A 22,442-nucleotide genomic window follows, 5' to 3' on the forward strand; every position below is an offset into this window, starting at 1 on the left:
GAAAAAGTCTCTTCCGATCCTGCTTTTCACAAAAAGTGGGGGCTGTTGCTCAACTTCCGTTTTGCAACAGCCCCTTTAAGGGTGAAGGGGTTACTTGCTGCGCTTCTCGAACTGCTCGGCGCCCACACCGCACAGGGGGCAGGTGTAGCCCTCGGGCAGCTGGGCGCCCTCGTACACATAGCCGCAAACCGAGCATACCCATTCGGTGTTCTCGTCGGTGTCGGCAGCGGGAGCGGCCTGCTTCTCGAAGAACTCGGCGCCAACGCCGCACAGGGGGCAGGTGTAGCCCTCGGGCAGCTCGTCGCCCTCGTAGACGTAGCCGCAAACGGTGCACACCCACTTGGTACCGGAGGCGGAAGCGGGCTTTGCCTCCTCGGCGCTCACCTCCACGCTCTTCTTCTCAAAGAACTCGGGGCCAACGCCGCACAGGGGGCAGGTGAAGCCGGCGGGCAGCTGGTCGCCCTCGTAGATGTAGCCGCACACGGTGCACACCCACTGGGTCTTGGTGACCGGCAGCTCAGCCACCGCCTCGGGGGCCACATAGGTGGGGGCGGTCTTGGGGCTGGAGCCCTTGATTACCTTATGATAGTATTCGTAGGTCATGGCGGGGGCAGTCTGGGCGAACACGCCGGTGTCGATCACCTTGCCCAGGAACACGGTGTGGGTCTCGGTCTCCATCTTGTCGATCACCTTGCACAGGCCCCAGCCCATGGTGTCCTCCAGAACGGGCAGGCCCTGCTCATAGTGCCAGGCCACGCCGGCGAACTTGTCCACGTCACGGCTGGAGCGGAAGCCGAAGCCGCCGATCAGGCCCGGGTCGCTGGCCTCGCTGAGCACGTTCAGCGCGAACATGCCGCTTTCCGAGATGGCCTTGTGGGTCAGGTTTTCATGGTTGATGCTCACCGCGATGGTGGCAGGCTCGGCGGTGATCTGCATGGCGCTGTTGGCGGTGCAGCCCACGGGGGTCTCGCCGTTCATGCTGGTCACGATGTATACGCCGTACGACATGCTGAAAAAGAAACGAACGTCCATTTTTATGCTCTCCTTTGCCGCGCGGCAAACACCGCGCACCGTTGTTTGAATTATATTTAGGATATATTATCAGTATAGCAAACAAAGGGCAAAAAACAATAGGTTTTGTGTAAAATAAAAAAGAAAGTTTCCCCGCGCCCCAACTGCCCTGCGGGCGGGTGCCCTTGCAATTGGCCGCCGCCGGGCCTAAAATTGAACAGGAAGATAAAAACCGGCCGGAGGCCGGGTGTGAGGGAAGTGTTTTATTTTGGAAGCAACGTGTGAAAAGCGCGTGCATTTTACCCGGCGGGATCTGACCCGGCTGCTGGCCCCGCTGGTGGTGGAGCAGTTTCTGGCGGTAACGGTGGGCATGACGGATACGATGATGGTGTCATACGCGGGCGAGGCGGCCATCTCCGGCGTTTCGCTGGTGGATATGCTGAACGTGCTCATTATTAACATCTTTGCGGCGCTGGCCACCGGCGGCGCGGTGGTCATCAGCCAGTATCTGGGCGCACGGGATGTGGAAAGCGCCAAAAACGGCGCGGGCCAGCTGTTCCATCTGGCGGCGCTGGCGGGCGTGGGCATCATGGCGCTGGCACTGGCCTTTGCCCGGCCGCTGCTGGGCCTTCTGTTCGGCCAGATTGAGCCGGATGTGATGGACGCGGCGCTTTTGTATCTGCGTATCTCGGCGGCCTCCTACCCCTTCATTGCCCTGTACAACGCGGGTGCGGCGCTGTTCCGCAGCATGGGCAACAGCAAAATCAGCATGCAGGTGAGCATTCTGATGAACGCGGTGAACGTGGCGGGCAACGCCATCTGCGTGTTCGGTCTGGGCATGGGTGTGGCCGGTGTGGCCCTGCCCTCGCTGGTGGGCCGTGCCATGGCCGCGGGGCTGATTCTGTGGCGGGCTTCGAACCCGGCCAATCTGGTGCATGTGAAGGCTGCCCAGTGCCTGCGGCTGCACCGGGGCATGGCGCTGCGCATTCTGAACATCGGCATTCCCTCCGCCTTTGAGAACAGCCTGTTCCAGCTGGGGCGGGTGCTGGTGGTGAGCATCATCGCGGTGTTCGGCACCGCCCAGATCTCCGCCAACGCGGTGGCCAACAATCTGGACAGCATCGGCTGCATTCCGGGGCAGGCCATCGGCCTGGGGCTCATCACGGTGGCGGGCCAGTGCATCGGCGCGCAGGATCAGAAGGCCGCCATCTCCTATACCAAAAAGCTGGTGGGCCTGACCTATCTGGTGGACGGCGCGCTGAATCTGGCGGTGATTCTGGGCATGCCGTTGCTGCTGGGGCTTTACAACATCTCGGCCGAGACCCATCAGCTGGCCTGGCTGCTGGTATTCATCCACTGCGCCTGCGGCATTGTGCTGTGGCCGGTGGCCTTTGTGCTGCCCAACGCCCTGCGCGCAGCCAACGATGTGCGCTTCACCATGACCGTGAGCATTGCCAGCATGATGATCTGGCGGCTGGGCTTCAGCTATGTGCTGGGCATCGGCTTCGGCATGGGCGCCGTTGGTGTGTGGATCGCCATGGTCATCGACTGGGTCTGCCGCAGCGCCTTCTTTGTGGGCCGGTTTGTGAGCGGCAAATGGAAAACCAAATACAAAGCCTGAGGGATAAACGGAAAAGGAGCAAAGCAATGAACGTATTCAACCACAAACGGCCCCTGCGCCGGGATAACTATGATCTGGCCGCCGCGCTGCTGGAATTTCTGGATCGGATGAAGGCGGAGAAAAAGGAGGCGGCGGCCCCCTGCAGCCCGGAGCAGTTCGCCCTGCTGCTCACCGGCCCGGCGGCTCTGCGCAAGGTGCCCGGCATCCCCGGGGCCATGGGTGCGGAAAAGCTGTTTCTCTGCAGCCGGGACGGCGGCGACGCCGCCGCGGTGCGGGAGCACTGCCGCAAGCTGTATGGCGCAGACGATGCACAGGGCCTTGCGGCCTTTGCGGAAAAGGAATACAACACCCAGAACGACTACACCCAGTTTCGCAGCTTCTGGAAGGGCCGCCCCTGCTTTGACGTGAACGCACTGGACGAGCGGGGCCGGTTTCTGTTCAATGCCTGCAAGGATTTTGCCGAGCTGCTGGCCCCCATTGCCGGGCGCAAGGGCTTTTTTGCCTTCGACTGCGCCGAGCGGCTGGGCCTGTGGCGGGCAGCGGCCGCGGCGGGCATCATCACCGAGGAGGAGTTCTGGCAGAAGGCCAGGCCGCTGGCCTCCGCCGCTTCCGACCGGTACGACGGTTTTCTGGAATACGCGGCGGGCTATTTGTGCGGCGCCTGCTACGACATGTTCCGGGGCCAGATGGCCGAGGAAAACAGGGTGGACAAGGACGAGATGCGCCAGTACGTGGAGCTGAACTGCCGGGTGCTGGAGCAGCTGCTCACCGGCCCCTGGCAGGCTGCCGCCTGGTACAAGCGCCCGCCCAAGCAGTATAAGCTGAACCCCGGCCAGCTGCGGCCGGTGCTCACCGGCTACGAGGGCGGCGACAAGGTGGCCTGCATCGCCAGCGACCGGATCACCGTGGACGGACTGCCGGTGGGCTACCTGTTCCGGGAGCAGCCCCTGGACCCGAACGCGCCGGACAGCGGCTGGCGCATCTTTGCCGGGGACGAGGACGCCGACTACATGGCGGATGCCGCCCATTTTGAATTTTACCACCTGAACACCATCTGCAATTATGACGCTTCCATTCTGGAGCTGCTCAATGCCCCCGCGCCGGTCGCCTTCCGCCGGGCGGGTGACGGCTGGCAGCAGGAGGAGCGCTGAAGCCTGCCCGTGCCCGGTTTCCTTTTTTGGAGAGCGGGCATTTTTGTGGGGCAGGCGGGCAAAATACCGTGCAAGTTACACAAAGAAGGGGGCGCAAACAGGCGTTTTACTTGACAGAACGCCCCCGAAAGGATAGGATAAAGGTAGAACGCGGGGCGTGTGAAAAAACCGGCGCCCCCTTGACCGGAAAGGATTGGCTCTATGCTGAAAAACCTGTATCTGATGAGCGGCACCGATGCCTTTACCAAGGGCGGGCTGGATAACGTGGCCCTGACCGAGAACGCCGTCTGCCTGGAGCAGTCCGGCGGGCGGTATGTGCTGTACGGCTGCTTCACCTCGCCGGAAATCCGCTTCCCGGCCTTCCGGCAGCTGACCGTGAGCTGGAATGCGGAGACGCCCAACGGCACGGTGGTGGAGGCCCAGGCCCGGGTACTGGTGGACGGCGAGTGGACCGGCTGGCTGACGCTGGGCAAATGGAGCCCCTACATCCGGCGCGAGAGCCTGCATCAGGAGGCGGCAAAGCCCGCCTATGTGAACGGCGATACCATTCATATCCCGGCGGGGCGGGCCAGCCTTGCCCAGCTGCGGATCTACCTTTATACCAACGACGAGCAGCTCACCCCGCTGGTGCGTCTGCTGGCCGCCAGCGTGCGCCCGGTGGACTGGCGCTGGGAGGACGCCGAGCCCTACGGCCGGCTGCTGCGCCTGCCCGCGTACAGCCAGCAGCTGCGGGATCCGGTGTTTGCCGGGAGCATGAGCGCGGCGGTGACCCTGGCCTCCATGATCAACCGCTGGGGGCAGGATGCCCTGCCCGAGGAGCTGGCCTGGGGCATGCGGGACTTTGCGCTGGGCGACTGCTTCAACTATGCGTTCATGACGGCGCTGGCCGGCGGCTACGGCTACCAGGCCTACCGGGCCTATCTGGATCCGGCAGCGGTGTGGCAGCAGGTGAAGGCGGGGCATTCCATCGGCCTGCGCATGCACTACGCCGCAAACAGCGAGGATGCCGCCCGCCTGGGTTTGCCGGTGCTGCCGGGGGCCTTTGCCACCGGGGCGGATCAGTGTATGGCTCTGCGGGGCTTTGCGCTGGAAAACGACCAGGTGTATGTGCTGGTGAACGACAGCCTGGCCCCCACCGACCGGCAGGCGGAGACCCGCTATCCGGCAAAGGAATTCTGGGCGGCCTACAGCGGCGAGGTGGTGATCATCACCGGCAAGCACCCCGGCGAGGACGCGGGCCATCCCATCCGCCGCCGGGTGGGGCTGCGGGCGCTGGAGCAGCTGGGCTGCTACCTGTTCCAGAGCGCCGAGGGCGAGGATCTGCCCCTGCCCGAGGACTTCGAGGGCACGCTGGCCTGCACCGTGCCGGACGGCGTGGCCCACGCCACCACCGCCCACAAGGCCTTCCACTACCTGCGCCGCACGTCGGCGGGGGCGGTACAGCTGCCCCCCGAGCTGCTCAGTGAGGCGGGCCGGCTGACCGTGTACGCCATCGATTCCAGCGGCGGCGGTCTGGTGGGCGAGGTGCACACCGGAAACTGACCGGCCATTTCTGCGAACGCGACGGCGCGAAGCCTTGCGCCGTGCACAATAAAAGCCACAAGGCGGAAACACCGCCATAAAGGGGGTCAATTGTATGAAGCGCAACATCATCACCATCAGCCGTGAGCACTGCACCGGCGGCCTGGACATTGCCCGCAAGGTAGCCCAGGACCTGAACATCCCGTTCTACGACAAGGAGCTCATCACCATGGCCGCCAAGGAAAGCGGCCTTTCCGAGGAGTCCATCGCGGCGGTGGAAAAGCGCCACTCCGCCAGCCTTTTGTACAGCCTGTACACCATGGGCGGCGATCTGCCGCTGAACGATCAGGTCTACATCATCCAGTCCCACATCGTTTCCCAGCTGGCGGAAAAGGGCCCCTGCGTGATCGTGGGCCGCTGCGCCGACTATGTGCTGCGGGACCGGCCGGATGTGCTGAAGGTCTTTCTGCACGCCACCATGGATTTCCGCAAGAAGTTCGCGCTGGCGGCGGGCGACTTCGCCCCCGGCACCGAGGATCGGGTCATGGAGCTGAGCATCCAGAAGGAGGATAAGCGCCGCGCTTCCTACTACAATTACTACACCCAGAACCGCTGGGGCGAGGCCCAGTATTACGACATGTGCCTGAACGCGGCGCTGGGCATCGACGCCTGCGCCGAGCTGATCGAGAAGGCTGCTCAGCTGGAGGGCTGACCTTTCCCCCGGTGGGAACACCGGAAAAAAGGGCGAATGATACCATAACGCTTCGCATTATGCTATAATAACCCAAAAGGGCGGCCCGGCGTGCGGCTGTGCGCCGGGCCGCCCTTCTTTTTTTGCGCGGGCGGTTCTGGCTGCCCGGATCACAAAAACAAAGAATGGAGAGATTTTACTATGGTACGCATCACCATGGAAAACGGCAAGACCATCGACCTGGAGCTGGACGCTCAGGCCGCACCCATCACTGTGGAGAACTTCCTCAAGCTGGTGAACGAGGGCTTCTACAACGGCCTGACCTTCCACCGCATCATCCCCGGCTTCATGATCCAGGGCGGCTGCCCCGAGGGCACCGGCATGGGCGGCCCCGGCTGGCACATCAAGGGCGAGTTCGCCCGCAACGGCTGGAAGAACCCCATCAAGCACGAGCGCGGCGTGATCAGCATGGCCCGCGCCATGGATCCCAACTCCGCCGGCAGCCAGTTCTTCATCATGCATGAGGACGCCCCCCATCTGGACGGCGGCTACGCTGCTTTCGGCCGCGTGGTCAGCGGCATGGACGTGGTGGACGAGATCGCCAACACTCCCACCGGCTTCCAGGATCGCCCCGTGACCCCCGTTGTGATGAAGACCGTGGAGGTCATTGAGGGATGATCGAAAAGCTGAAAGGGCTGATTGAGAAGTATTACGAGCAGCTGGCCTACCTGTTCTTCGGCGGGCTGGCCACGCTGCTGAACATCGTGCTGGCGCTGGTGTTCCGCTGGATGGGCATGCCCACCACCTGGAACACCCTGCTGGACAATGTGGTCTGCATCCTGTTCGCCTACTGCACCAACCGCATCTGGGTGTTCCGCAGCCACAGTAAGGGAATGGACGCGCTGCGGGAGTTCGCCTCCTTCATCGGCTGCCGCCTGGGCACGCTGGTGATGGACGTGGCCATCATGTGGATCGGCGTGGACCTGATCGGCGCGGCGCTGGTGCCGGAAGGCTGGCAGGGCGTGTGGTTCCTGGCGGTAAAGCTGGTGGATCAGGTGCTGGTCATCCTGTTCAACTACATCTTCTCCAAGCTCATCATCTTTAAAAAAGGGCAGAACAGTTAAATACGATCCCGAAGGGAGCCCCGGCGGCATGCCGGGGCTCCCTTTTTAATTTCATAATATTATATTGACATTTAATATTATACGAAATATAATATTATCAGAAACAGAAAGGGAGGCGACGGCGTGGCGTTCAACAACGGAGCGGCGCTGATGGATGCGCTGGTGCTGAGCACGGCGGCGAAGGAGCCCACTTACGGCTACCGGATCACCCAGGACGTGCGCAGAATCATGACGGTGAGCGAAAGTACCCTGTACCCGGTGCTTCGCCGCCTGCAGAAGGAAGGGTACCTGGAAACCTACGATCAGGCGTTTGCCGGGCGCAACCGCCGGTACTACCGGCTCACCGAGGCGGGGGCCCGGGCACTGGAGCAATACCGGGCCGAGTGGATCGAGTATAAAAAACAGATTGATTCCATGCTGCTGGAGGGAGAAGAGCAATGACGAAACAGGAATTTTTGCAGCGGCTGAACCGCCTGCTGGCGGACGTGACCCCGGAGGAACGGGAGGAGGCCCTGCGCTATTACGAGGAATATTTCGACGAGGCCGGCCCGGAGCAGGAGCAGGCGGTGCTGGCCGAGCTGGGCAGCCCGGAAAAGGTGGCCGCCATCATCAAGGCCAACGTGCCGGGCAGCCGCATTCCGCCCCGTTATCAGGCGCCGGGCGCCGGGCAGGCTGCGGCCGGCGGTGCAGCCCGCTATGCAAACCCGCCCCAGTACCCGGGCGCAGCGCCGAAAAACGACAACCGCACCCTGTTCTGGGTGGCGGTGGTGGCGGCTCTGCTCATTCTTTCGCCCCTGTGGCTGAGCGTGCTGGGCACGGTGTTCGGGGCCCTGCTGGCGGTGATCATCACGGCGGTGGCGCTGGTGTTCAGCGGCGCGGCGGTCGTCATTGCCGGAATCATTGTAACGGTCAAGGGCTTTCTGACCATCGGCGCCGGCGTGGGCACCGCCCTGCTGGTGGCTGGCATAGGCGTGCTGGATGTGGCCCTGGGCTTTGCGATGCTGGGCGTGGGGTTTGCGCTGTGCATGCTGCTGGTCTGGCTGTGGCGCATGGCGGTGCGCGGCTGGAACCGGGCAAAGGAAGCGCTGGCACAGAAAAAAGCGAGGGGGAATGAGCAATGAAACGTCTGGTAAAATACTGCTTCATGGCGGCGCTGGGGCTGCTGATCCCCGGCATTCTCCTGTGTGTGCTGGGCACCGTTGCCGGCGGCGTATGGGGCGAGGCCTTCAGCCGCAACAATGTGATTTCCGGCTCCAAGCCCATTTGGGGCTGGGGCGACCGGGATCACGACGACTGGGACTGGGACGATGAGGACGACTGGATGTGGGGCTGGAGCTGCAGGTCCGGGAATTCGGCAGCGGCAAGAGAGCCTTCTCCGGCGCTTTCCGGGTCGGACAGCGGGCAGATTCCCCGCGAAACCGGCGAGATCCGAGAGCTGGATTTCAACGTGCAGGCGGGCCATCTGGAGCTGACGCTGGGCGATGATTTCGCATTGAACAGCGACGGCTGCGACGGGGTTCTGGTGGACAGCACCAGAGAGAACGGCGTGTGGAAGCTGAAGGTGTGGAGCGAACACAACCACAGCCAAAACCACGGCAGCGACGACACCGTGGAGGTGGTGCTGCCCCGGGATGCCTGGTACGATGCGGTGGAGCTGGAGTGCAGCGCCGGAGCCATCACCGGTGAGGAGCTGGCCTGCGGGAATCTGGAAGTGGATGTACAGGCGGGCAGCGTACAGCTGCGCCGGGTGCAGGCCGATTCCATGGACCTGAGTGCCGATGCGGGCAGCGTGGATGTGAGCGGCACCGTGAACGACACCGCGAAGGTGGAGGTGAACGCGGGCAGCGTGACCCTGCGCACCCCCCGGCCGGAGCAGTACGGCTATGCGCTGGAATGCAACATGGGCCAGGTGGAGATGTTCGGTGAGGTTTCCTCCTCGCTGTACAAGCGGGTGGTGGAAAACGAGGAGCTGCACCCCTTCTTCGACCTGGAGGTGAACACCGGCAAGGCGGTGGTAAAGGCGGACGATAATCTGTAACAGAGCAAGCAAACGGCTCGGGGCCATGCCCCGGGCCGTTTTTCATACAAAACGGCTATACAAAAACCGCCAAAGCCGGTATAATGGGAAAAAACAACAGCGCCGGGCGTTTGCGGCGCGGAAGGAGCGGTGCCATGGAGCGGCATGTCATGCGGGTGGAGACCTTCGGCGGGCTGGCCGTCTGGCTGGACGACCAGCCGCTGGTGCGCCACGGCGAGCGCATCAACAAGAATCTGGAGCTGCTGGCTCTGCTTGCCATCAACGGGCGCGCACCCCTTTCCAACGAGGCGCTGGCTGGCCTGCTCTGGACCGGGGAGGAGAGCCATAACCCGGCGGGTGCGCTGAAAAACGCCGCCTACTCGCTGCGCCGGCTGCTGGAGCAGCGGGGCGCGGGGCGGGAGCTGATCACCGTGGAGGACAAGCAGTACCGTCTGGCGGGCGACCTTGTGCTGGAGGTGGATCTGTGGCGGGCGGGGCAGCTGGCCGAACAGGCGGTGAATCAGCCGGACCCGGCCCGGGCGCTGGAAGCCTGGCAGGAGCTGGATGGCATCTGCTGCGGGGATTTTCTGCCCCAGCTGGCAGACCGGCCCTGGGTGGCCGGGCAGGCCTCCCTTGTGCGGGACGGCTGGCTGGCTGCCGCACGGCGGGCCGCGGCCCTGCTGCTGGACGGCCCGGAACGCACCGGAGCCCGGCAGGCACTGGCGGTCTGTGCCGAGGCGCTTTTGATCTTCCCGGACGATATGGGCCTGCAGATCATCCGCTTTGCGGCCATGCAGCGGCTGAACATGAAGGCGGCGGTGCGCAGCCAGTATCCGCTTCTGGCCGAGATGCTCATGGAGCGACAGGGTCAGGCGCCGCCGGCCCGGCTGCGGGCCATCCACCAGTGGGCCACCGAGGGCGAGAGCCGGGGCCGGGAGGAGATGCTGCGCATTCGCCAGAAGCTGGCAAACCACGAAAAGAACGCCCCTCCGGGACCCTATTTCTGCGAGTACGACCAGCTGCCCATGCTCTACGCCATGGCCCGGCGTCAGGCGGCCCGCACCGGCCAGACCACCGTGCTGCTGCTGGTGAGCGCGGAGAGCCAGCCGGGCAGCGCAGCCGCCGGCCCGGATCAGGAGCTGCGCTTTTTGCTCAGCCAGACCTTGCGCCGGGGCGATGTGTGCTGCCGCTACGGCCACGACCAGTATCTGGCCCTGCTGATGCTGGCCGACCCGGCCCACACCGACGCGGTGGAGCACCGGCTGCGGGCGGGCTGGAAGCCGGTGAACGGCCGGCTGGAGCTGATGTTCGATTTCGGCGGCCCGCTGCCCCAGATCACCGGCGAATAATTTTCTGCCCCCATCCGATGGATGGGGGCTTTTTTGCGCTCGAATTGGGAAATTTTTGGGCGGATTTCTTAAAAAATTCACGGATTGTATCAGGATCGTTGGTTGTGTGGCCCAAAAACTTTGTTTATAATAAAGGTAACGACCGGGGAGCCATTCCCCCAAAAGGAGCGACGCAATGGAACGGCATTTTGTGGAATTCGATAACGTGTGCAAGTATTACCAGATGGGCGAAAACCGCATCGCGGCCGCGGATCACGTCTCGTTTTTCATCGAAAAGGGCGAATTCTGCGTGATCGTGGGCCCTTCCGGCGCGGGCAAGACCACCGTTCTGAACATGCTGGGCGGCATGGACGGCTGCGACGAGGGCCGCATCTATCTGGATGGCCAGGAGGTGAGCGCCTACAACCAGAAGCAGCTCACCCGCTACCGCCGTTACGACGTGGGCTTTGTGTTCCAGTTCTACAATCTGGTGCAGAACCTGACCGCACTGGAAAACGTGGAGCTGGCCAATGAGATCAGCAAGGACCCCCTGCCCGCCGAGCAGACCCTGCGGCAGGTGGGGCTGGAGCACCGGATGGACAATTTCCCCGCCCAGCTTTCCGGCGGTGAACAGCAGCGGGTGTCCATCGCCCGGGCGCTGGCCAAAAATCCCAAGATCCTTTTGTGCGACGAACCCACCGGCGCGCTGGACTACAAAACCGGCAAGCAGGTGCTGGCCCTGCTGCAGAACACCTGCCGCGAGACCGGCCGCACCGTGATCGTGATCACCCACAACTCCGCCCTCACCGCCATGGCGGACCGGGTGATCCACATCCGCAACGGCCAGGTGGCCGGTGTGGAGGTGAACGAGAACCCCACCCCCGTGGAAAGGATCGAGTGGTAAACCATGAAACGTACATACCGCAAAACGGTGGTGTGCACCATCCGCCAGAGCCTGAGCCGGTTTCTGGCCATTTTTGCGATTGTGGCTCTGGGCGTGGGCTTTCTGGCGGGCCTTCTGGCCACCACGCCGGACATACGCTATTCCGCCGACCGCTTTTTCGACGAGACCGACCTGTTTGATCTGCGCATCGTGGGCACCCTTGGCCTGACCGACGAGGATGTGGAGGCGGTGCGCGCCATTGACGGGGTGGAGCAGGTGATGCCCGCCTACTCGTCGGACGCCATCGTGAACACTCCCTCCGGCGACGCACTGGTGGCCCGCATCCAGAGCGTGCCGCTGGATCAGATCGAGGCAAAGGAGCCCCAGGGCTACCTGAACCGGATGGAGGTGGTGGAGGGCCGCCTGCCGGTGAAGGAGGACGAGTGCGTGGTGGAGGAGGGCTCCGACTACCATGCCATGGGCTTTTCGGTGGGCGACACCCTGACCATCTCGCCGGAAAATGAGGACTGGGAGGACACCTTCGCCCGCAACGAGCTGAAGGTGGTGGGCGTGGTGAGCACCAGCGCCTATTTTTCCATCGAGCGGGAGAGCGCCAGCGTGGGCGACGGCACGGTGGACGTGGTGCTTTACACCGGCGAACAGAATTTCACGCTGGATGTGTGGACCGACATTTATGTGCAGGTGGCCGGGGCCAAGGCCTACGACAGCCTGACCGACGCCTATACCGATTATGTGGATCTGACCGCTCAGAAGATCGAGGACATCAGCGGCGAGCGCAGCCGCATCCGCTATGAGCAGGTGAAAACCGGGGCCGAGGAGGCGCTGGCCGATGCCACCGCCGAATACGAGGACGCCAAAGCCGAAGCGGAGCAGAAGCTGGCGGATGCGGAGGAGGAGCTGGAGGACGGCCGCAGCGAGATTGAAGAAAACGAGAAAAAGCTGGAAAACGCCCAGAAGGAGATCGACAGCGGGCAGGCCGAGCTGGATGCAAACAAGGAGAGCCTGCCCGGTACCCTGAGCGCCAAGCAGCAGCAGCTGGCGGAAGCGCAGGCCAGGCTGATCGACGCCAAGGCGGAATACGAGGACGGCGTGGCCCAGGTGGAGCAGAAGAGCCAGGAGCTGGAGAGCGCCAAGCAGCAGCTGGAACAGGCAAAACAGCTGGTGCAGCTGCTGGAGCCCACCCTGACCCAGGCCCAGGAGGCTCTGCCCAAGTTGCAGGCCCGGGTGGACGAGCTGCAGCCCACGGTGGACAGCGCAAAACAGCTGGCCGACCAGCTGGAAGCAGCCCGCGCCGAAGCCCAGACAAAACGGGATGAGGCCGCCTCTGCGCTGGACGCGGCCAACGCCGAGCTGACCAATGCTCAGGCGGCCATCGACGCGGCCCGGGGCGAGCTGACCGAAGAGGAATGGGCCGCCCAGAAGCCGGAGGAGGCCGCCCCGCTGCTGGCCGCCCGCACCGAGGCTGAGGCCCGGGTACAGACCGCGCAGGCTGAGCTGGACACCGCCCAGCAGGCGCTGGATCTGGCGGCCGGCCAGGCCGAGACCGCCCGCGCCCAGGCGGATGCGGCCCAGGCTTTGCTGGACGAAGCCAACAAGGCGCTGGCCGAGGGCCAGCAGACCCTGAACGACACCCAGGCCCAGCTGGACGAAGCCAAGGCTCAGATCGCGGAAAACGAGCCCAAGATCACCGAGGGCGAAAAACAGCTGGAGGACGCCAAGGCCCAGCTGGAGGAGGCAAAAAAGCAGATCACCGAGGGCGAAAAGCAGATTGCTCAGGGCGAGAGCGCACTGAGCATGGCCCCCGGCCTTGCCCAGCTGGAGCTGGAACTGGCCCAGGAAAAGCTGGATTCGGCCAAAGCCGAGCTGGAGGACGGCACCGCCCAGCTGGAGGACGCCAAGCAGCAGCTGAGCGAGGGCGAGGCGGAATACGCCGAGCAGAAACAGAGCGCCGAGGAGCAGCTGGCCGATGCAAAGCAGCAGCTGGACGACGCCCAGAAGCAGATCGACGAGCTGGAGGAGCCGGAATGGTACCTGCTCACCCGGGATGAAAATGTGAGCTTCGCTTCGCTGAAATCCAACGTGCAGAAGGTGGAGGCCATCGCCCGGGTGTTCCCGGTGTTCTTCTTCCTGGTGGCGGCGCTGGTGGCCCTGACCACCATGACCCGCATGGTGGAAGAGGAGCGGCTGCAGATCGGCACCATGAAGGCGCTGGGTTACAGCAAAAAATCCATCATGGCCAAGTATGTGATCTACGCCATGACCGCCACCGTGGCCGGCTGTGTGTTCGGTTTGCTGGTGGGCTTCAATCTGTTCCCCACGGTCATCTGGAATGCCTACTCCATGATGTATACTCTGCCAAAGATATACTGTCTGTTTAATATCCCCTATGCGGCCATCGCCTCGGGCGCGGCCATCCTGTGCACGCTGGCGGCCACCCTGAACGCCTGCTGGGCCACCTTGATGGAGACCCCCGCCACCCTGATGCTGCCCAAGGCCCCCAAGGCCGGCAAGCGCATTCTGCTGGAGCGGGTGCGCCCGGTGTGGAAGCGGATGAAGTTCACCCACAAGGTCACCGCCCGCAACCTGTTCCGCTACAAAAAGCGGTTTTTCATGACCGTGGTGGGCATCGCCGGCTGCACCGCCCTGCTGGTGACCGGCTTCGGGTTGCACGATTCCATCAGCGACATCGTGAACAAGCAGTTCGGCAGGGTGTTTACCTACGATTTCACCGTGAGCGTGCGGGATCCGGAGGAATTCGAGGGCAGCGAGCTGGAGCAGGTGCTGGGGGATACCTCCCTTGTGACCGACTGGACGCTGGTGCATCAGGAGCAGAGCGAGAACGAATTTGGCGACATCACCTTCGAGACCTATCTGTTCGTGCCCGAGGAGAGCAGCCACATCGGCAGCTTTGTGGATCTGCACGAGCGAAAGAGCGGTGAATCGGTGGCCTTCTCGGAAACCGGGGTGGTCATCACCGAAAAGATGAGCGAGCGGGCGAATCTTTCGGTGGGCGACACCGTGACGCTGGAAAACAAGGACGGCCGCACCGGCACCTTCCGGGTGGACGGCATCGTGGAAAACTACGTGGAGAACTACGTTTACATGAGCGCCGAGACCTATGAGGCGGCCTTTGGCCAGGCGCCGGAGTTCGATCTGGTGCTGGGCCATGCGGCGGACGATTCCGACGAGGGCCGCGCCGCGCTGAACAGCACCCTGCTCAAAACCGAGGGCGTGGCGGGCGTAAGCCAGATCAGCGACTTGAAGAACACCTTCAGCGGCATGATGCAGAAGATCGACATCATCGTGGTGGTGCTCATCGTCTCCGCCGGTGTGCTGGCCTTTGTGGTGCTGTATAACCTGACCAACATCAACATCACCGAGCGCACCAAGGAGATTGCCACCATCAAGGTGCTGGGCTTCTACGACAGCGAGGTCTCGGCATACGTGTACCGGGAATCGGTTGCACTGTCGGTGATCGGCACGCTGGTGGGCCTTGTGCTGGGCATTTTCCTGCACATGTTCGTGATCCACTCGGTGGAGGTGGATGCGGTAATGTTCGGCCGCACGATCAAACCGATGAGCTATGTGTTCAGCGCCCTGCTCACCCTTGTGTTCAGTGCGCTGGTGAATCTGGTGATGCACCGCAAGCTGCGCCACATCAGCATGGTGGAGAGCATGAAGGCCCCCGAATAACCGGGAAAAACACCCGGAACACTCCCCCAAAGGGTTACAAAGATTTGATTTGACGGGACCCGGCGGCACATACTATAATAGTTTATATGGGGCGCGGGGCCTGGCCTCGCGCCCCACTTTTTGCAGAAATCTGCAAACCGGAAAGGAAGTGACCCCTGTGTTCTCGTCAACTGTGACGCAGACAGATTCCGCAGCGCCGGAGACCCTTCTCATCGTGGATGACGACGAGATGAACCGGGCGATTCTGGAAAATATATTTGCCGGGCAATACCGCATCGAGCAGGCGGAAAACGGCCGCCAGGGGCTGGAAAGCATTCTGGCAGATCCGGGGCGGCTGTGCGCTGTGCTGCTGGACGTGATGATGCCCGAAATGAACGGCCTCGAGGTGCTGCGCCGGCTGCATGAGCAGGGCATTACCAGTCAGGTGCCGGTGTTCATGATCACCGCCGAGACCGGCGACGACATGATGAAGGAGGCCTATGCCCTGGGCGTGATGGACGTGATCGGCAAGCCGGTGGTGCCCTATCTGGTGCAGCGCCGGGTGGGCAGCGTGGTGGAGCTGTTCCGGGCCCGGCGGCGGCTGGACAGCGTGGTGGAGCGCCAGAAGGATGCCCTGCTGGCCCAGGCCAGCCGGATCATCGAGCTGGGTCACGGCATGATCGCTTCGCTGGCGGCGGCCATCGAGTTTCGCAGCGGCGAGTCCGGCGACCATGTGCGCCGGCTGCAGCGCATCACCCGGGAGCTGCTTACCGGCACCGAGCTGGGCGAGGGGCTCAGCGAGCAGACCGTGGAGGACATCGCGCTGGCGGCGGTGATGCACGACGTGGGCAAGATCGCCATCCCGGACGCCATTCTGAACAAGCCCGGCCGGCTCACGGCCGAGGAGTTCGAGATCATGAAAACCCACACGGTGCAGGGGGCAAAGCTGCTGGAGAACATCCCCCAGATGCGGGATCACAGCGCCTACGAATACGCCATCGACATCGCCATGCACCACCACGAACGGTGGGACGGCCGGGGTTACCCCCACGGCCTGAAGGGGGATGAAATCTCGGTGGGCGCGCAGATCGTGTCTCTGGCGGACGTGTACGACGCGCTGGTCAGCCCCCGGGTGTACAAGGCGGCCTTTTCCCACGAGAAGGCGCTGGAGATGATTCTGAACGGGGAGTGCGGCGTGTTTTCGCCCCGGCTGCTGGAGTGCTTCCGGCAGATGCATCCCCGCATCCGCGCGCTGTATGAAACGGAGGAGTTGCAATGAACGCACAGACCCAGGCGATTCTGGAGCAGGGCGGCGTGGACGTGAACGGCGCTCTGGAACGGTTCATGGGCAGCGAGGCGCTGCTGGAGCGCTTTTTGAAGCGCTTTTTGCAGGAGGAATCCCTGCCCGCGCTGAAAGCGGCGCTGGACGTGGGCGATACCGAAGCCGCCGCCGGGGCGGCCCATTCCCTGAAGGGAACCAGCGGGAATCTTTCGCTGACCGTTCTCTTTGAGCGCACCACCGCCCAGCTGGCCCAGCTGCGGGCCGGCGATCTGGCCGGGGCCCGGCAGGCCATGGCCGGTGTGGAGGAGGCTCATGCCGCCGCGGCCGATGCCATCCGCGCGGCCTTCGGCGAGGGCTGAATCCCTGAAAAGAAAAACAAAGCGCCCGTTCGGCGTTTCCCTTGAAAAAGGGGAAGCCGAACGGGCGTTTTTGGTTTTTGTTTCGGGCCGGGCGGCTCACAGCACCGCCTGGCCGTTCACCACCAGCCGGAACACAAGGCCCAGCTTGTCCGCCGCCTTGCGGCAGAGCAGGGTGCGGTCCATGAAGATTTCGAAGTAGTCGATCACCGGCGAGATGGCGGTGTCGATGGTCAGCTCCAGCAGCACCGCGCCGTCGTCGGTGAGGGTGGTGGAGGCTTTTTCCACCGCGTAGTTTACCCGGTCGTGGATGTCGAACTGGGCCGGGTCCTTGGTGCGCACCCGGCTGCGGCGCACGTCGGTCTTGTCGGCCAGAATCAGCGCCGCCGCCACCGGGTTCACCGGGTAGGCGGTGGCTTCGTCGTGGTTGCCGATGGCCGAACACACGGTAGCGATCTCGTCCGCCTCCATGCCCAGATTGTCCAGAATGCGGAAGGCCATCACCGCGCCGGACTGGGCGTGGTCGATCCGGTTGATCACGTTGCCGATGTCGTGCATGTAACCGGCGATCCAGGCCAGCTGGCAGGTGCGCTGGGAATAGCCCAGATGGGCCAGAATCTTTTCGGCAAAATGGGCCACCCGGGCCACATGGGCGGTGCTGTGTTCGGTGTAGCCCATGGCGGCGAGGGTCTCATCCGCCCGGCGGATGTAGGTTTGAATCTGTTTGTTTTCCTTGATGTGACGGGGTGTGATCATACAATAGAATCCTCCCAATGGATTGCAGTGAATCAGGAAATCCATTTTATTATACCGCTTTTTCTGCAAAGAAACGAAAAAATCAAGGTAAAACCTTTGTTAGAAAACCGGCGCCGCGGCCCCCTTGTCATTCCCGACGGATTGTTATAAAATGAACGAAAATGCGGCTTGGCGGGCCGGAGCGGAGCGGTGGCCGGTTGCCCCGCCGCCCTCAAACGGATATAATGAAAAGGAGCAATTCGAATAAAGGAGCGGAGCATCATGGAACTGATGCAGCGTCAGGAACAAAAACAGATCTTGAGCCAGAGCCAGCGGCAGTCGCTGGAGATTTTGCAGATGCCGGTGCTGGAACTGCAGGAATATCTGCAGGACAGGGCGCTGGAAAACCCGCTTCTGGAGCTGGAGCTGCCCCAGGAGCTGCACCTGCCCGACCCGGCGGAGCATGCCGCCGAGGAGACGGGCGGCGAGGCGGACCGGTGGGAGGCTACCGGCAGCGAGAGCGCCGCGGTGTGGGATCTGCCCGCAGGGGAAATGGCGGGCGACTGGAACCGGGGCGGCGACGGCGAATGGGATCGGATGGCCACGCTGGCAGACCCGGCGGACCGGGGCGAAAGCCTTGCGCAGGCCCTGCACGAGCAGCTGCTGCGCATGCCCGGCCTCACCGATGGGCTGCGCCGGCTGGCGGATTATCTGGCCGACTGCCTGAATGAAAACGGCTTTCTGGAATTTGCGCTGGAGGATCTGGCGGCGGAGCAGGGCGTGAGCGTGTTTGAGATGGAGCAGGCGCTGTATCTGCTGCAAAGCCTGCAGCCCACCGGTGTGGCTGCCCGCACTCTGCCGGAATGTCTGGTGCTTCAGCTGGCCCAGACGAAGGACTTCAACGAGCACACGGTGCGTCTGGTGCGCGAGGGGCTGGAGCTGCTGGCCAGAAACAACATGACCGCCATTGCCCGGCTGCTGGAATGCACCCCGGCCCAGGCCCAGGCGGCGGCAAAGGCGGTGCGGGCGCTGAATCCCCGCCCGGCCCAGGGCTACGGCACAGGGCCGCTGGCCTACCAGATTCCGGAGGCGGTGTTCCGCCGGGAGAACGGGCAGCTGGTCATTGAGCTGGAACGGCGTCTGGCCCCCCGGCTGCAGCTGAACGAGCAGAACTGCGCTCTGCTGCAGCAAAGCGGCACCCCCGAGGCGAAAACCTACCTGAAGGAGCGCCGGGCCGAGGCCCAGCAGCTGCTGCGGGCGGTAAATGAACGGGAGAGCACGCTGGTGCGGCTGCTGCGTCAGCTGGCGCAGGACCAGCAGGACTTCTTTTTGCGGGGCGGGCCCCTGAAGCCCATGACCCTGACCCAGATGGCCCAGAGCCTGGGCCTGAGCCTTTCCACGGTGAGCCGGGCGGTGCAGGGCAAGACCCTGCAGTTCGAGGGCAAAAGCCTGCCGCTGAAGCGGTTTTTCTCCGCCGGTGTGCCGGTGGAGGGCGGCCAGGTGAGCAGCGAGAGCATCAAGCGCCAGCTTTTACGCTTCGTGCAGGCGGAGGATCCGGCAAAGCCTTTGTCTGACGAGGCATTGCGGGCCGCGCTGGAGGCGGTGAACCTGCCGGTGGCCCGGCGTACCGTGGCCAAATACCGGGAGGAGCTGGGCATTCCCAGCTCGTCGGCCCGGCGGCGGATGGACTAAGGTGCATAATTCCCCCTTTTCTGCGGCATACTGATGCCAGAAGCCCGGAGCATCGGGCCTGTTTGAGAAAAGGAGAGACGCGCCATGAACCTGACCAAAAAGGAGCAGAGCCTTTTGAAGGATCTGCAAAACGAGGAAAAAACCTGCGCCGAGAAGTACCACAAGGCCGCGGAAGCCGCCTGTGACCCGGCGCTGAAGCAGATGTTCGCCCGGCTGGAAAAGGCCGAGCAGAACCATTACGACACCGTGACCGGCATGCTGGCGGGCGAGACCCCCACCCTGAAGCCGGGCCAGAGCCAGAACGCCAAAAAGCCCCAGCCGGAGCCCCAGCGCTCGCCGGTGAGCCGGGCGGAGAAAAAGAGCGACGCCTATCTGCTGGCGGATGTGCTGGCCACCGAAAAGTTCGTTTCCGGGGTGTACAACACCGCGGTGTTTGAATTTTCCGACCCGGCGGCCCGCAGCGCACTGGCCGCCATCCAGCAGCAGGAGCAGCAGCACGGCAAGGAAATTTCCGACTATATGACCGCCAATGGTCTGTACTGCTGAATATTAAAACACAAAAACAGGCAGAGGCCGCCCCCCGCAGCTTGCGGAAGGCGGCCTCTGCCGTTTATTTGGGAAGAGAAGAAGGAAGTTTCGCGGGTTTTCCACCGGGCAGCGCCCGGAATGTGGAAAACCGGAAACGGAAAAAAGCAAAACAGAAATCAGGAAAGCCCGTTCAGGTATTCCTCCAGATATTTGCTGGCGGTGGCGCCGTCGGCCACGGCGGTGACCACCTGACGCAGGGGCTTGGTGCGCACGTCGCCAATGGCGAACACGCCCGGCTGGCTGGTGCGGCAGCTCTCGTCCGCCACAATGTAGCCCTGCCGGTCCAGCTCCAGCTGGCCCTTTACCAGCCAGGTGTTGGGCTGGCGGCCGATGGCCACGAACAGGCCGTCCACCGGCAGATGGCTTTCCTCACCGGTTTTGGTGTCGGTGAGGGTCAGGCCGGTGAGGGTGCCGTCCACGTCAAAGCCGGTGACCTGTTTGTTCCACAGAAACTCGAGGTTCTCGGCCTTTTCCAGCGGCTTCAAATAGCTGCGGGTGGCGCTGAGGGTATCCCGCCGGTGAATCAAGTATACCTTTTTGCAGAGCTTGGAAAGGGTGAGTGCGTCCTCGGCGGCGGAGTTGCCGCCACCGGCCACCGCCACGGTCTTGCCCCGGTAGAAGCCGCCGTCGCAGGTGGCGCAGTAGGCCACGCCCCGGCCGCGCAGGCTGTCCTCCCCGGGCAGGCCCAGGGGGCGGGGATCCGCGCCGGTGGCGAAGATCACGGCTTTGGCCCGCAGCTCGCCCTCGGTGGTGGTCAGGTGCTTTTCCGGCCCGGCCAGCTGCACCGCGGTCACCTGCGCATACAGCGTCTCGCTGCCGAATTTTTCCGCCTGCTGCTGCATGGTCATGGCCAGCTCAAAGCCGTCCACGCTTTCCACAAAGCCGGGGTAGTTTTCAATGGCATTGGTGGTGGCCATCTGGCCGCCGGCGCTGAGCATCTCCACCACCAGGGTGGAATAGCCCGCCCGCACCGCGTACAGCGCGGCGGAATACCCGGCGGGGCCGCCGCCCACGATTACAACGTCCCACAGTTTTTCCATCATGGCTCACACCTCCTGACCGGCCAGCCACTCCTTGATCTGAGCGGCGGTGGAAGGAGCCACCAGAGCCGGGCCGTGGCTGCCGCCCCGGAACACCAGCAGGGTGGGGATGGTATCCACTTTAAAACGCTCGGCCAGCGCGGGCTCCTCGTCGATGTTCACGGCGGCGATGGGCAGCATGCCCTCTTCGCCGCTCATGCGCTGCAGAACGGGGGCCAGGCGGCGGCAGTAGCCGCACCAGGGGGCGGTGAACTCCACCAGCACCGGAGCGGCGGATTCGATCACGGTCTTTTCAAAATCCTGCGTGGTAACGGAAAACATTGCCATAAAAAACGACCTCCTTCAAGGTTCGGGATACATTCGATTGGTTTTTTCGTTCTTATCCTAGCACCAAAATGGGTAAAACTCTGTAACAAAGTCATAGAACCTCTTTTCGCCGGGCAATTCCATATGGTATAGTTATAGTCAGAAAGCAGGGCGTTCATGCCCGAAGCGAAACGCGGGGTGGAGAAGATGAAGCTGCTGGTATCGGCGTGCCTTTTGGGCTGCGCCTGCCGGTATGATGGGGCCGCAAAGCAGAACCGACCCCTTGTGGAATGGCTCAAAGCGCACGGCTGCACCCCGGTGCCGGTCTGCCCGGAGATCTACGGCGGGCTGCCCACCCCCCGTACCCCTGCCGAGCGGCAGGGCGGCCGGGTGATGAACCGGGACGGGCAGGATGTGACCGCCCAGTACGAAAAGGGCGCGGCTGAGGCGCTGGCCCTGGCCCGGCTGGCCGGGTGCGAAGCGGCGGTGCTGAAGGCCCGCAGCCCCTCCTGCGGATGCGGGATGGTTTACGACGGCAGCTTTACCGGCACCCTTGTGCCGGGCAACGGGGTGGCCGCCGACCTGCTTTTGAAAAACGGCCTGCCGGTGTTCAGCGAGGAAACGCTGGACCGGCTGGACCAGTGGGCGCAAAGCTGCCCCATCGAATAAAAAGGAGAGAACACAATGGAACTGTTGAACGACGTGCTGCACCTGATCGTGGAGGGCGCCATCCTGCTGTTTGAATTCATGGGCGTGGCGGTTCTGATCGCCGCCGGTGTGCGGGGTATCTGGAACTATCTGCGCCGGGATCCTCTGACCCGGCTCAAGCTGGCCAAGGGGATGGCCATGGGCCTTGAGTTCAAGCTGGGCAGCGAGATTCTGCGCACCGTGGTGGTGCGCCAGATGAGCGAGATCATGATCGTGGGCGCCATCATTGTGCTGCGGGCCGCGCTGACCTTCCTGATTCACTGGGAAATCAAGAACGAGGAGGCCGAGGTGGAGGCCAAGCTGGAGCATCAGCAGTAAGCGGAATAAGGTTCGATTTTGCGGGGTTTTCGGGCCCCGCAAATTTTTTTGAATTTTTTTGCAAAAAGGTGTTGACACCCGGCCCAAAATTGAGTATACTAATCAAGCACCCAACGAACAGGGGCCCTGAACACAACGGGGTGTAGCGCAGCTGGTAGCGCGCCTGCTTTGGGAGCAGGATGCCGTGGGTTCGAATCCCGCCACTCCGACCAATATCATAAGCGGCTTTAGCTCATCTGGTAGAGCGCCACCTTGCCAAGGTGGAGGTAGCGAGTTCGAGCCTCGTAAGCCGCTCCAACGTGGAAGTTTAGCTCAGCTGGGAGAGCATCTGCCTTACAAGCAGAGGGTCACAGGTTCGAGCCCTGTAACTTCCACCA

22 protein-coding genes and 3 tRNA genes are annotated in these 22,442 nt (G+C 63.2%); 21 read left to right on the plus strand and 4 right to left on the minus strand.

Annotated features, from left to right (window positions below):
* Window positions 1-90: 90 nt before the first annotated feature.
* Window positions 91-1,032 carry a rubredoxin-like domain-containing protein gene (locus tag ACESYO_RS14900; RefSeq protein ID WP_077138533.1) on the minus strand — a complete coding sequence of 314 codons (942 nt, stop codon included), beginning with the start codon at window positions 1,030-1,032 and terminating at the stop codon, window positions 91-93.
* 247 nt (window positions 1,033-1,279) lie between these two features.
* Between ACESYO_RS14900 and ACESYO_RS14905 the strand changes: the two genes are divergently transcribed.
* From ACESYO_RS14905 to ACESYO_RS14970, 14 genes are all read left to right on the plus strand, one after another.
* On the plus strand, window positions 1,280-2,632 hold the full coding sequence (locus ACESYO_RS14905; RefSeq protein ID WP_242868352.1) for an MATE family efflux transporter: 1,353 nt from the start codon (window positions 1,280-1,282) through the stop codon (window positions 2,630-2,632).
* 26 nt (window positions 2,633-2,658) lie between these two features.
* Complete coding sequence (locus tag ACESYO_RS14910; protein ID WP_283128856.1) at window positions 2,659-3,783, plus strand: immunity protein Imm33 domain-containing protein; 1,125 nt, start codon at window positions 2,659-2,661, stop codon at window positions 3,781-3,783.
* 201 nt (window positions 3,784-3,984) lie between these two features.
* Complete coding sequence (locus ACESYO_RS14915; protein WP_373210186.1) at window positions 3,985-5,325, plus strand: cysteine peptidase family C39 domain-containing protein; 1,341 nt, start codon at window positions 3,985-3,987, stop codon at window positions 5,323-5,325.
* 94 nt (window positions 5,326-5,419) lie between these two features.
* Entirely contained in the window at window positions 5,420-6,016 is a 597-nt protein-coding gene (locus ACESYO_RS14920) for a cytidylate kinase-like family protein (protein ID WP_058964013.1), read from the plus strand.
* A gap of 180 nt (window positions 6,017-6,196) precedes the next feature.
* Window positions 6,197-6,673, plus strand: coding sequence for a peptidylprolyl isomerase (locus ACESYO_RS14925; RefSeq protein WP_058964014.1), 477 nt, complete (start codon window positions 6,197-6,199; stop codon window positions 6,671-6,673).
* Window positions 6,670-7,119: a GtrA family protein gene (locus ACESYO_RS14930; protein WP_283128859.1), complete on the plus strand. Its 450-nt coding sequence runs from the start codon at window positions 6,670-6,672 to the stop codon at window positions 7,117-7,119. The genes ACESYO_RS14925 and ACESYO_RS14930 overlap by 4 nt, the downstream gene beginning before the upstream one ends.
* A gap of 123 nt (window positions 7,120-7,242) precedes the next feature.
* On the plus strand, window positions 7,243-7,560 hold the full coding sequence (locus tag ACESYO_RS14935; RefSeq protein WP_058964016.1) for a PadR family transcriptional regulator: 318 nt from the start codon (window positions 7,243-7,245) through the stop codon (window positions 7,558-7,560).
* Window positions 7,557-8,240 carry a DUF1700 domain-containing protein gene (locus ACESYO_RS14940; protein ID WP_373210183.1) on the plus strand — a complete coding sequence of 228 codons (684 nt, stop codon included), beginning with the start codon at window positions 7,557-7,559 and terminating at the stop codon, window positions 8,238-8,240. The genes ACESYO_RS14935 and ACESYO_RS14940 overlap by 4 nt, the downstream gene beginning before the upstream one ends.
* A complete protein-coding gene (locus tag ACESYO_RS14945; protein WP_276871457.1) occupies window positions 8,237-9,157 on the plus strand; it encodes a DUF4097 family beta strand repeat-containing protein in 921 nt (306 codons plus the stop codon). The genes ACESYO_RS14940 and ACESYO_RS14945 overlap by 4 nt, the downstream gene beginning before the upstream one ends.
* 134 nt (window positions 9,158-9,291) lie before the next feature.
* On the plus strand, window positions 9,292-10,485 hold the full coding sequence (locus ACESYO_RS14950) for an AfsR/SARP family transcriptional regulator (protein WP_276871459.1): 1,194 nt from the start codon (window positions 9,292-9,294) through the stop codon (window positions 10,483-10,485).
* A 175-nt stretch (window positions 10,486-10,660) separates the two neighbouring features.
* On the plus strand, window positions 10,661-11,368 hold the full coding sequence (locus ACESYO_RS14955) for an ABC transporter ATP-binding protein (RefSeq protein ID WP_058964020.1): 708 nt from the start codon (window positions 10,661-10,663) through the stop codon (window positions 11,366-11,368).
* 3 nt (window positions 11,369-11,371) lie between these two features.
* A complete protein-coding gene (locus ACESYO_RS14960; RefSeq protein ID WP_373210180.1) occupies window positions 11,372-15,061 on the plus strand; it encodes an FtsX-like permease family protein in 3,690 nt (1,229 codons plus the stop codon).
* A 172-nt stretch (window positions 15,062-15,233) separates the two neighbouring features.
* Window positions 15,234-16,319 carry an HD domain-containing phosphohydrolase gene (locus tag ACESYO_RS14965; protein ID WP_373210178.1) on the plus strand — a complete coding sequence of 362 codons (1,086 nt, stop codon included), beginning with the start codon at window positions 15,234-15,236 and terminating at the stop codon, window positions 16,317-16,319.
* Window positions 16,316-16,681 (plus strand): Hpt domain-containing protein, encoded by a 366-nt coding sequence (locus ACESYO_RS14970; protein ID WP_058964023.1) that lies wholly within the window; start codon window positions 16,316-16,318, stop codon window positions 16,679-16,681. The genes ACESYO_RS14965 and ACESYO_RS14970 overlap by 4 nt, the downstream gene beginning before the upstream one ends.
* Window positions 16,682-16,777: 96 nt before the next feature.
* On the opposite strand, the gene ACESYO_RS14975 is transcribed toward ACESYO_RS14970, so the two are convergent.
* Window positions 16,778-17,434, minus strand: coding sequence for an HD domain-containing protein (locus tag ACESYO_RS14975; protein WP_317408119.1), 657 nt, complete (start codon window positions 17,432-17,434; stop codon window positions 16,778-16,780).
* 261 nt (window positions 17,435-17,695) lie between these two features.
* On the opposite strand from ACESYO_RS14975, the gene rpoN reads away from it, so the two are divergent.
* Together rpoN and ACESYO_RS14985 are read left to right on the plus strand one after the other, a co-directional pair.
* Window positions 17,696-19,105 carry an RNA polymerase factor sigma-54 gene (rpoN, locus tag ACESYO_RS14980; protein WP_276872360.1) on the plus strand — a complete coding sequence of 470 codons (1,410 nt, stop codon included), beginning with the start codon at window positions 17,696-17,698 and terminating at the stop codon, window positions 19,103-19,105.
* An 84-nt stretch (window positions 19,106-19,189) separates the two neighbouring features.
* Entirely contained in the window at window positions 19,190-19,651 is a 462-nt protein-coding gene (locus ACESYO_RS14985) for a spore coat protein (RefSeq protein ID WP_058964026.1), read from the plus strand.
* Window positions 19,652-19,809: 158 nt separating this feature from the next.
* On the opposite strand, the gene trxB is transcribed toward ACESYO_RS14985, so the two are convergent.
* Window positions 19,810-20,736, minus strand: a complete 927-nt coding sequence (gene trxB, locus ACESYO_RS14990) for a thioredoxin-disulfide reductase (RefSeq protein WP_373210175.1) — start codon at window positions 20,734-20,736, stop codon at window positions 19,810-19,812.
* Between the two features lie 3 nt (window positions 20,737-20,739).
* Window positions 20,740-21,060: a thioredoxin family protein gene (locus ACESYO_RS14995; protein ID WP_283129340.1), complete on the minus strand. Its 321-nt coding sequence runs from the start codon at window positions 21,058-21,060 to the stop codon at window positions 20,740-20,742.
* Between the two features lie 186 nt (window positions 21,061-21,246).
* Between ACESYO_RS14995 and ACESYO_RS15000 the strand changes: the two genes are divergently transcribed.
* From ACESYO_RS15000 to ACESYO_RS15020, 5 genes are all read left to right on the plus strand, one after another.
* Entirely contained in the window at window positions 21,247-21,708 is a 462-nt protein-coding gene (locus tag ACESYO_RS15000; RefSeq protein ID WP_443983742.1) for a DUF523 domain-containing protein, read from the plus strand.
* 15 nt (window positions 21,709-21,723) lie between these two features.
* Window positions 21,724-22,065: a DUF1622 domain-containing protein gene (locus ACESYO_RS15005; RefSeq protein ID WP_058964030.1), complete on the plus strand. Its 342-nt coding sequence runs from the start codon at window positions 21,724-21,726 to the stop codon at window positions 22,063-22,065.
* Between the two features lie 136 nt (window positions 22,066-22,201).
* A tRNA-Pro gene (locus ACESYO_RS15010) sits at window positions 22,202-22,277 on the plus strand.
* Window positions 22,278-22,286: 9 nt separating this feature from the next.
* Window positions 22,287-22,362, plus strand: a tRNA-Gly gene (locus ACESYO_RS15015).
* A gap of 4 nt (window positions 22,363-22,366) precedes the next feature.
* A tRNA-Val gene (locus tag ACESYO_RS15020) sits at window positions 22,367-22,442 on the plus strand.

This window comes from Allofournierella massiliensis (assembly GCF_964241245.1).
GTDB classification, from domain to species: Bacteria; Bacillota; Clostridia; order Oscillospirales; family Ruminococcaceae; genus Allofournierella; species Allofournierella massiliensis.

Coding starts and splice junctions, on each gene's coding strand:
- ACESYO_RS14900 (WP_077138533.1), bottom strand. CDS start 1,032: ATGGACGTTCGTTTCTTTTTCAGCATGTCGTACGGCGTATACATCGTG.
- ACESYO_RS14910 (WP_283128856.1), top strand. CDS start 2,659: ATGAACGTATTCAACCACAAACGGCCCCTGCGCCGGGATAACTATGAT.
- ACESYO_RS14915 (WP_373210186.1), top strand. CDS start 3,985: ATGCTGAAAAACCTGTATCTGATGAGCGGCACCGATGCCTTTACCAAG.
- ACESYO_RS14920 (WP_058964013.1), top strand. CDS start 5,420: ATGAAGCGCAACATCATCACCATCAGCCGTGAGCACTGCACCGGCGGC.
- ACESYO_RS14925 (WP_058964014.1), top strand. CDS start 6,197: ATGGTACGCATCACCATGGAAAACGGCAAGACCATCGACCTGGAGCTG.
- ACESYO_RS14930 (WP_283128859.1), top strand. CDS start 6,670: ATGATCGAAAAGCTGAAAGGGCTGATTGAGAAGTATTACGAGCAGCTG.
- ACESYO_RS14940 (WP_373210183.1), top strand. CDS start 7,557: ATGACGAAACAGGAATTTTTGCAGCGGCTGAACCGCCTGCTGGCGGAC.
- ACESYO_RS14945 (WP_276871457.1), top strand. CDS start 8,237: ATGAAACGTCTGGTAAAATACTGCTTCATGGCGGCGCTGGGGCTGCTG.
- ACESYO_RS14950 (WP_276871459.1), top strand. CDS start 9,292: ATGGAGCGGCATGTCATGCGGGTGGAGACCTTCGGCGGGCTGGCCGTC.
- ACESYO_RS14955 (WP_058964020.1), top strand. CDS start 10,661: ATGGAACGGCATTTTGTGGAATTCGATAACGTGTGCAAGTATTACCAG.
- ACESYO_RS14960 (WP_373210180.1), top strand. CDS start 11,372: ATGAAACGTACATACCGCAAAACGGTGGTGTGCACCATCCGCCAGAGC.
- ACESYO_RS14970 (WP_058964023.1), top strand. CDS start 16,316: ATGAACGCACAGACCCAGGCGATTCTGGAGCAGGGCGGCGTGGACGTG.
- ACESYO_RS14975 (WP_317408119.1), bottom strand. CDS start 17,434: ATGATCACACCCCGTCACATCAAGGAAAACAAACAGATTCAAACCTAC.
- rpoN (WP_276872360.1), top strand. CDS start 17,696: ATGGAACTGATGCAGCGTCAGGAACAAAAACAGATCTTGAGCCAGAGC.
- ACESYO_RS14985 (WP_058964026.1), top strand. CDS start 19,190: ATGAACCTGACCAAAAAGGAGCAGAGCCTTTTGAAGGATCTGCAAAAC.
- trxB (WP_373210175.1), bottom strand. CDS start 20,736: ATGATGGAAAAACTGTGGGACGTTGTAATCGTGGGCGGCGGCCCCGCC.
- ACESYO_RS14995 (WP_283129340.1), bottom strand. CDS start 21,060: ATGGCAATGTTTTCCGTTACCACGCAGGATTTTGAAAAGACCGTGATC.
- ACESYO_RS15000 (WP_443983742.1), top strand. CDS start 21,247: ATGAAGCTGCTGGTATCGGCGTGCCTTTTGGGCTGCGCCTGCCGGTAT.
- ACESYO_RS15005 (WP_058964030.1), top strand. CDS start 21,724: ATGGAACTGTTGAACGACGTGCTGCACCTGATCGTGGAGGGCGCCATC.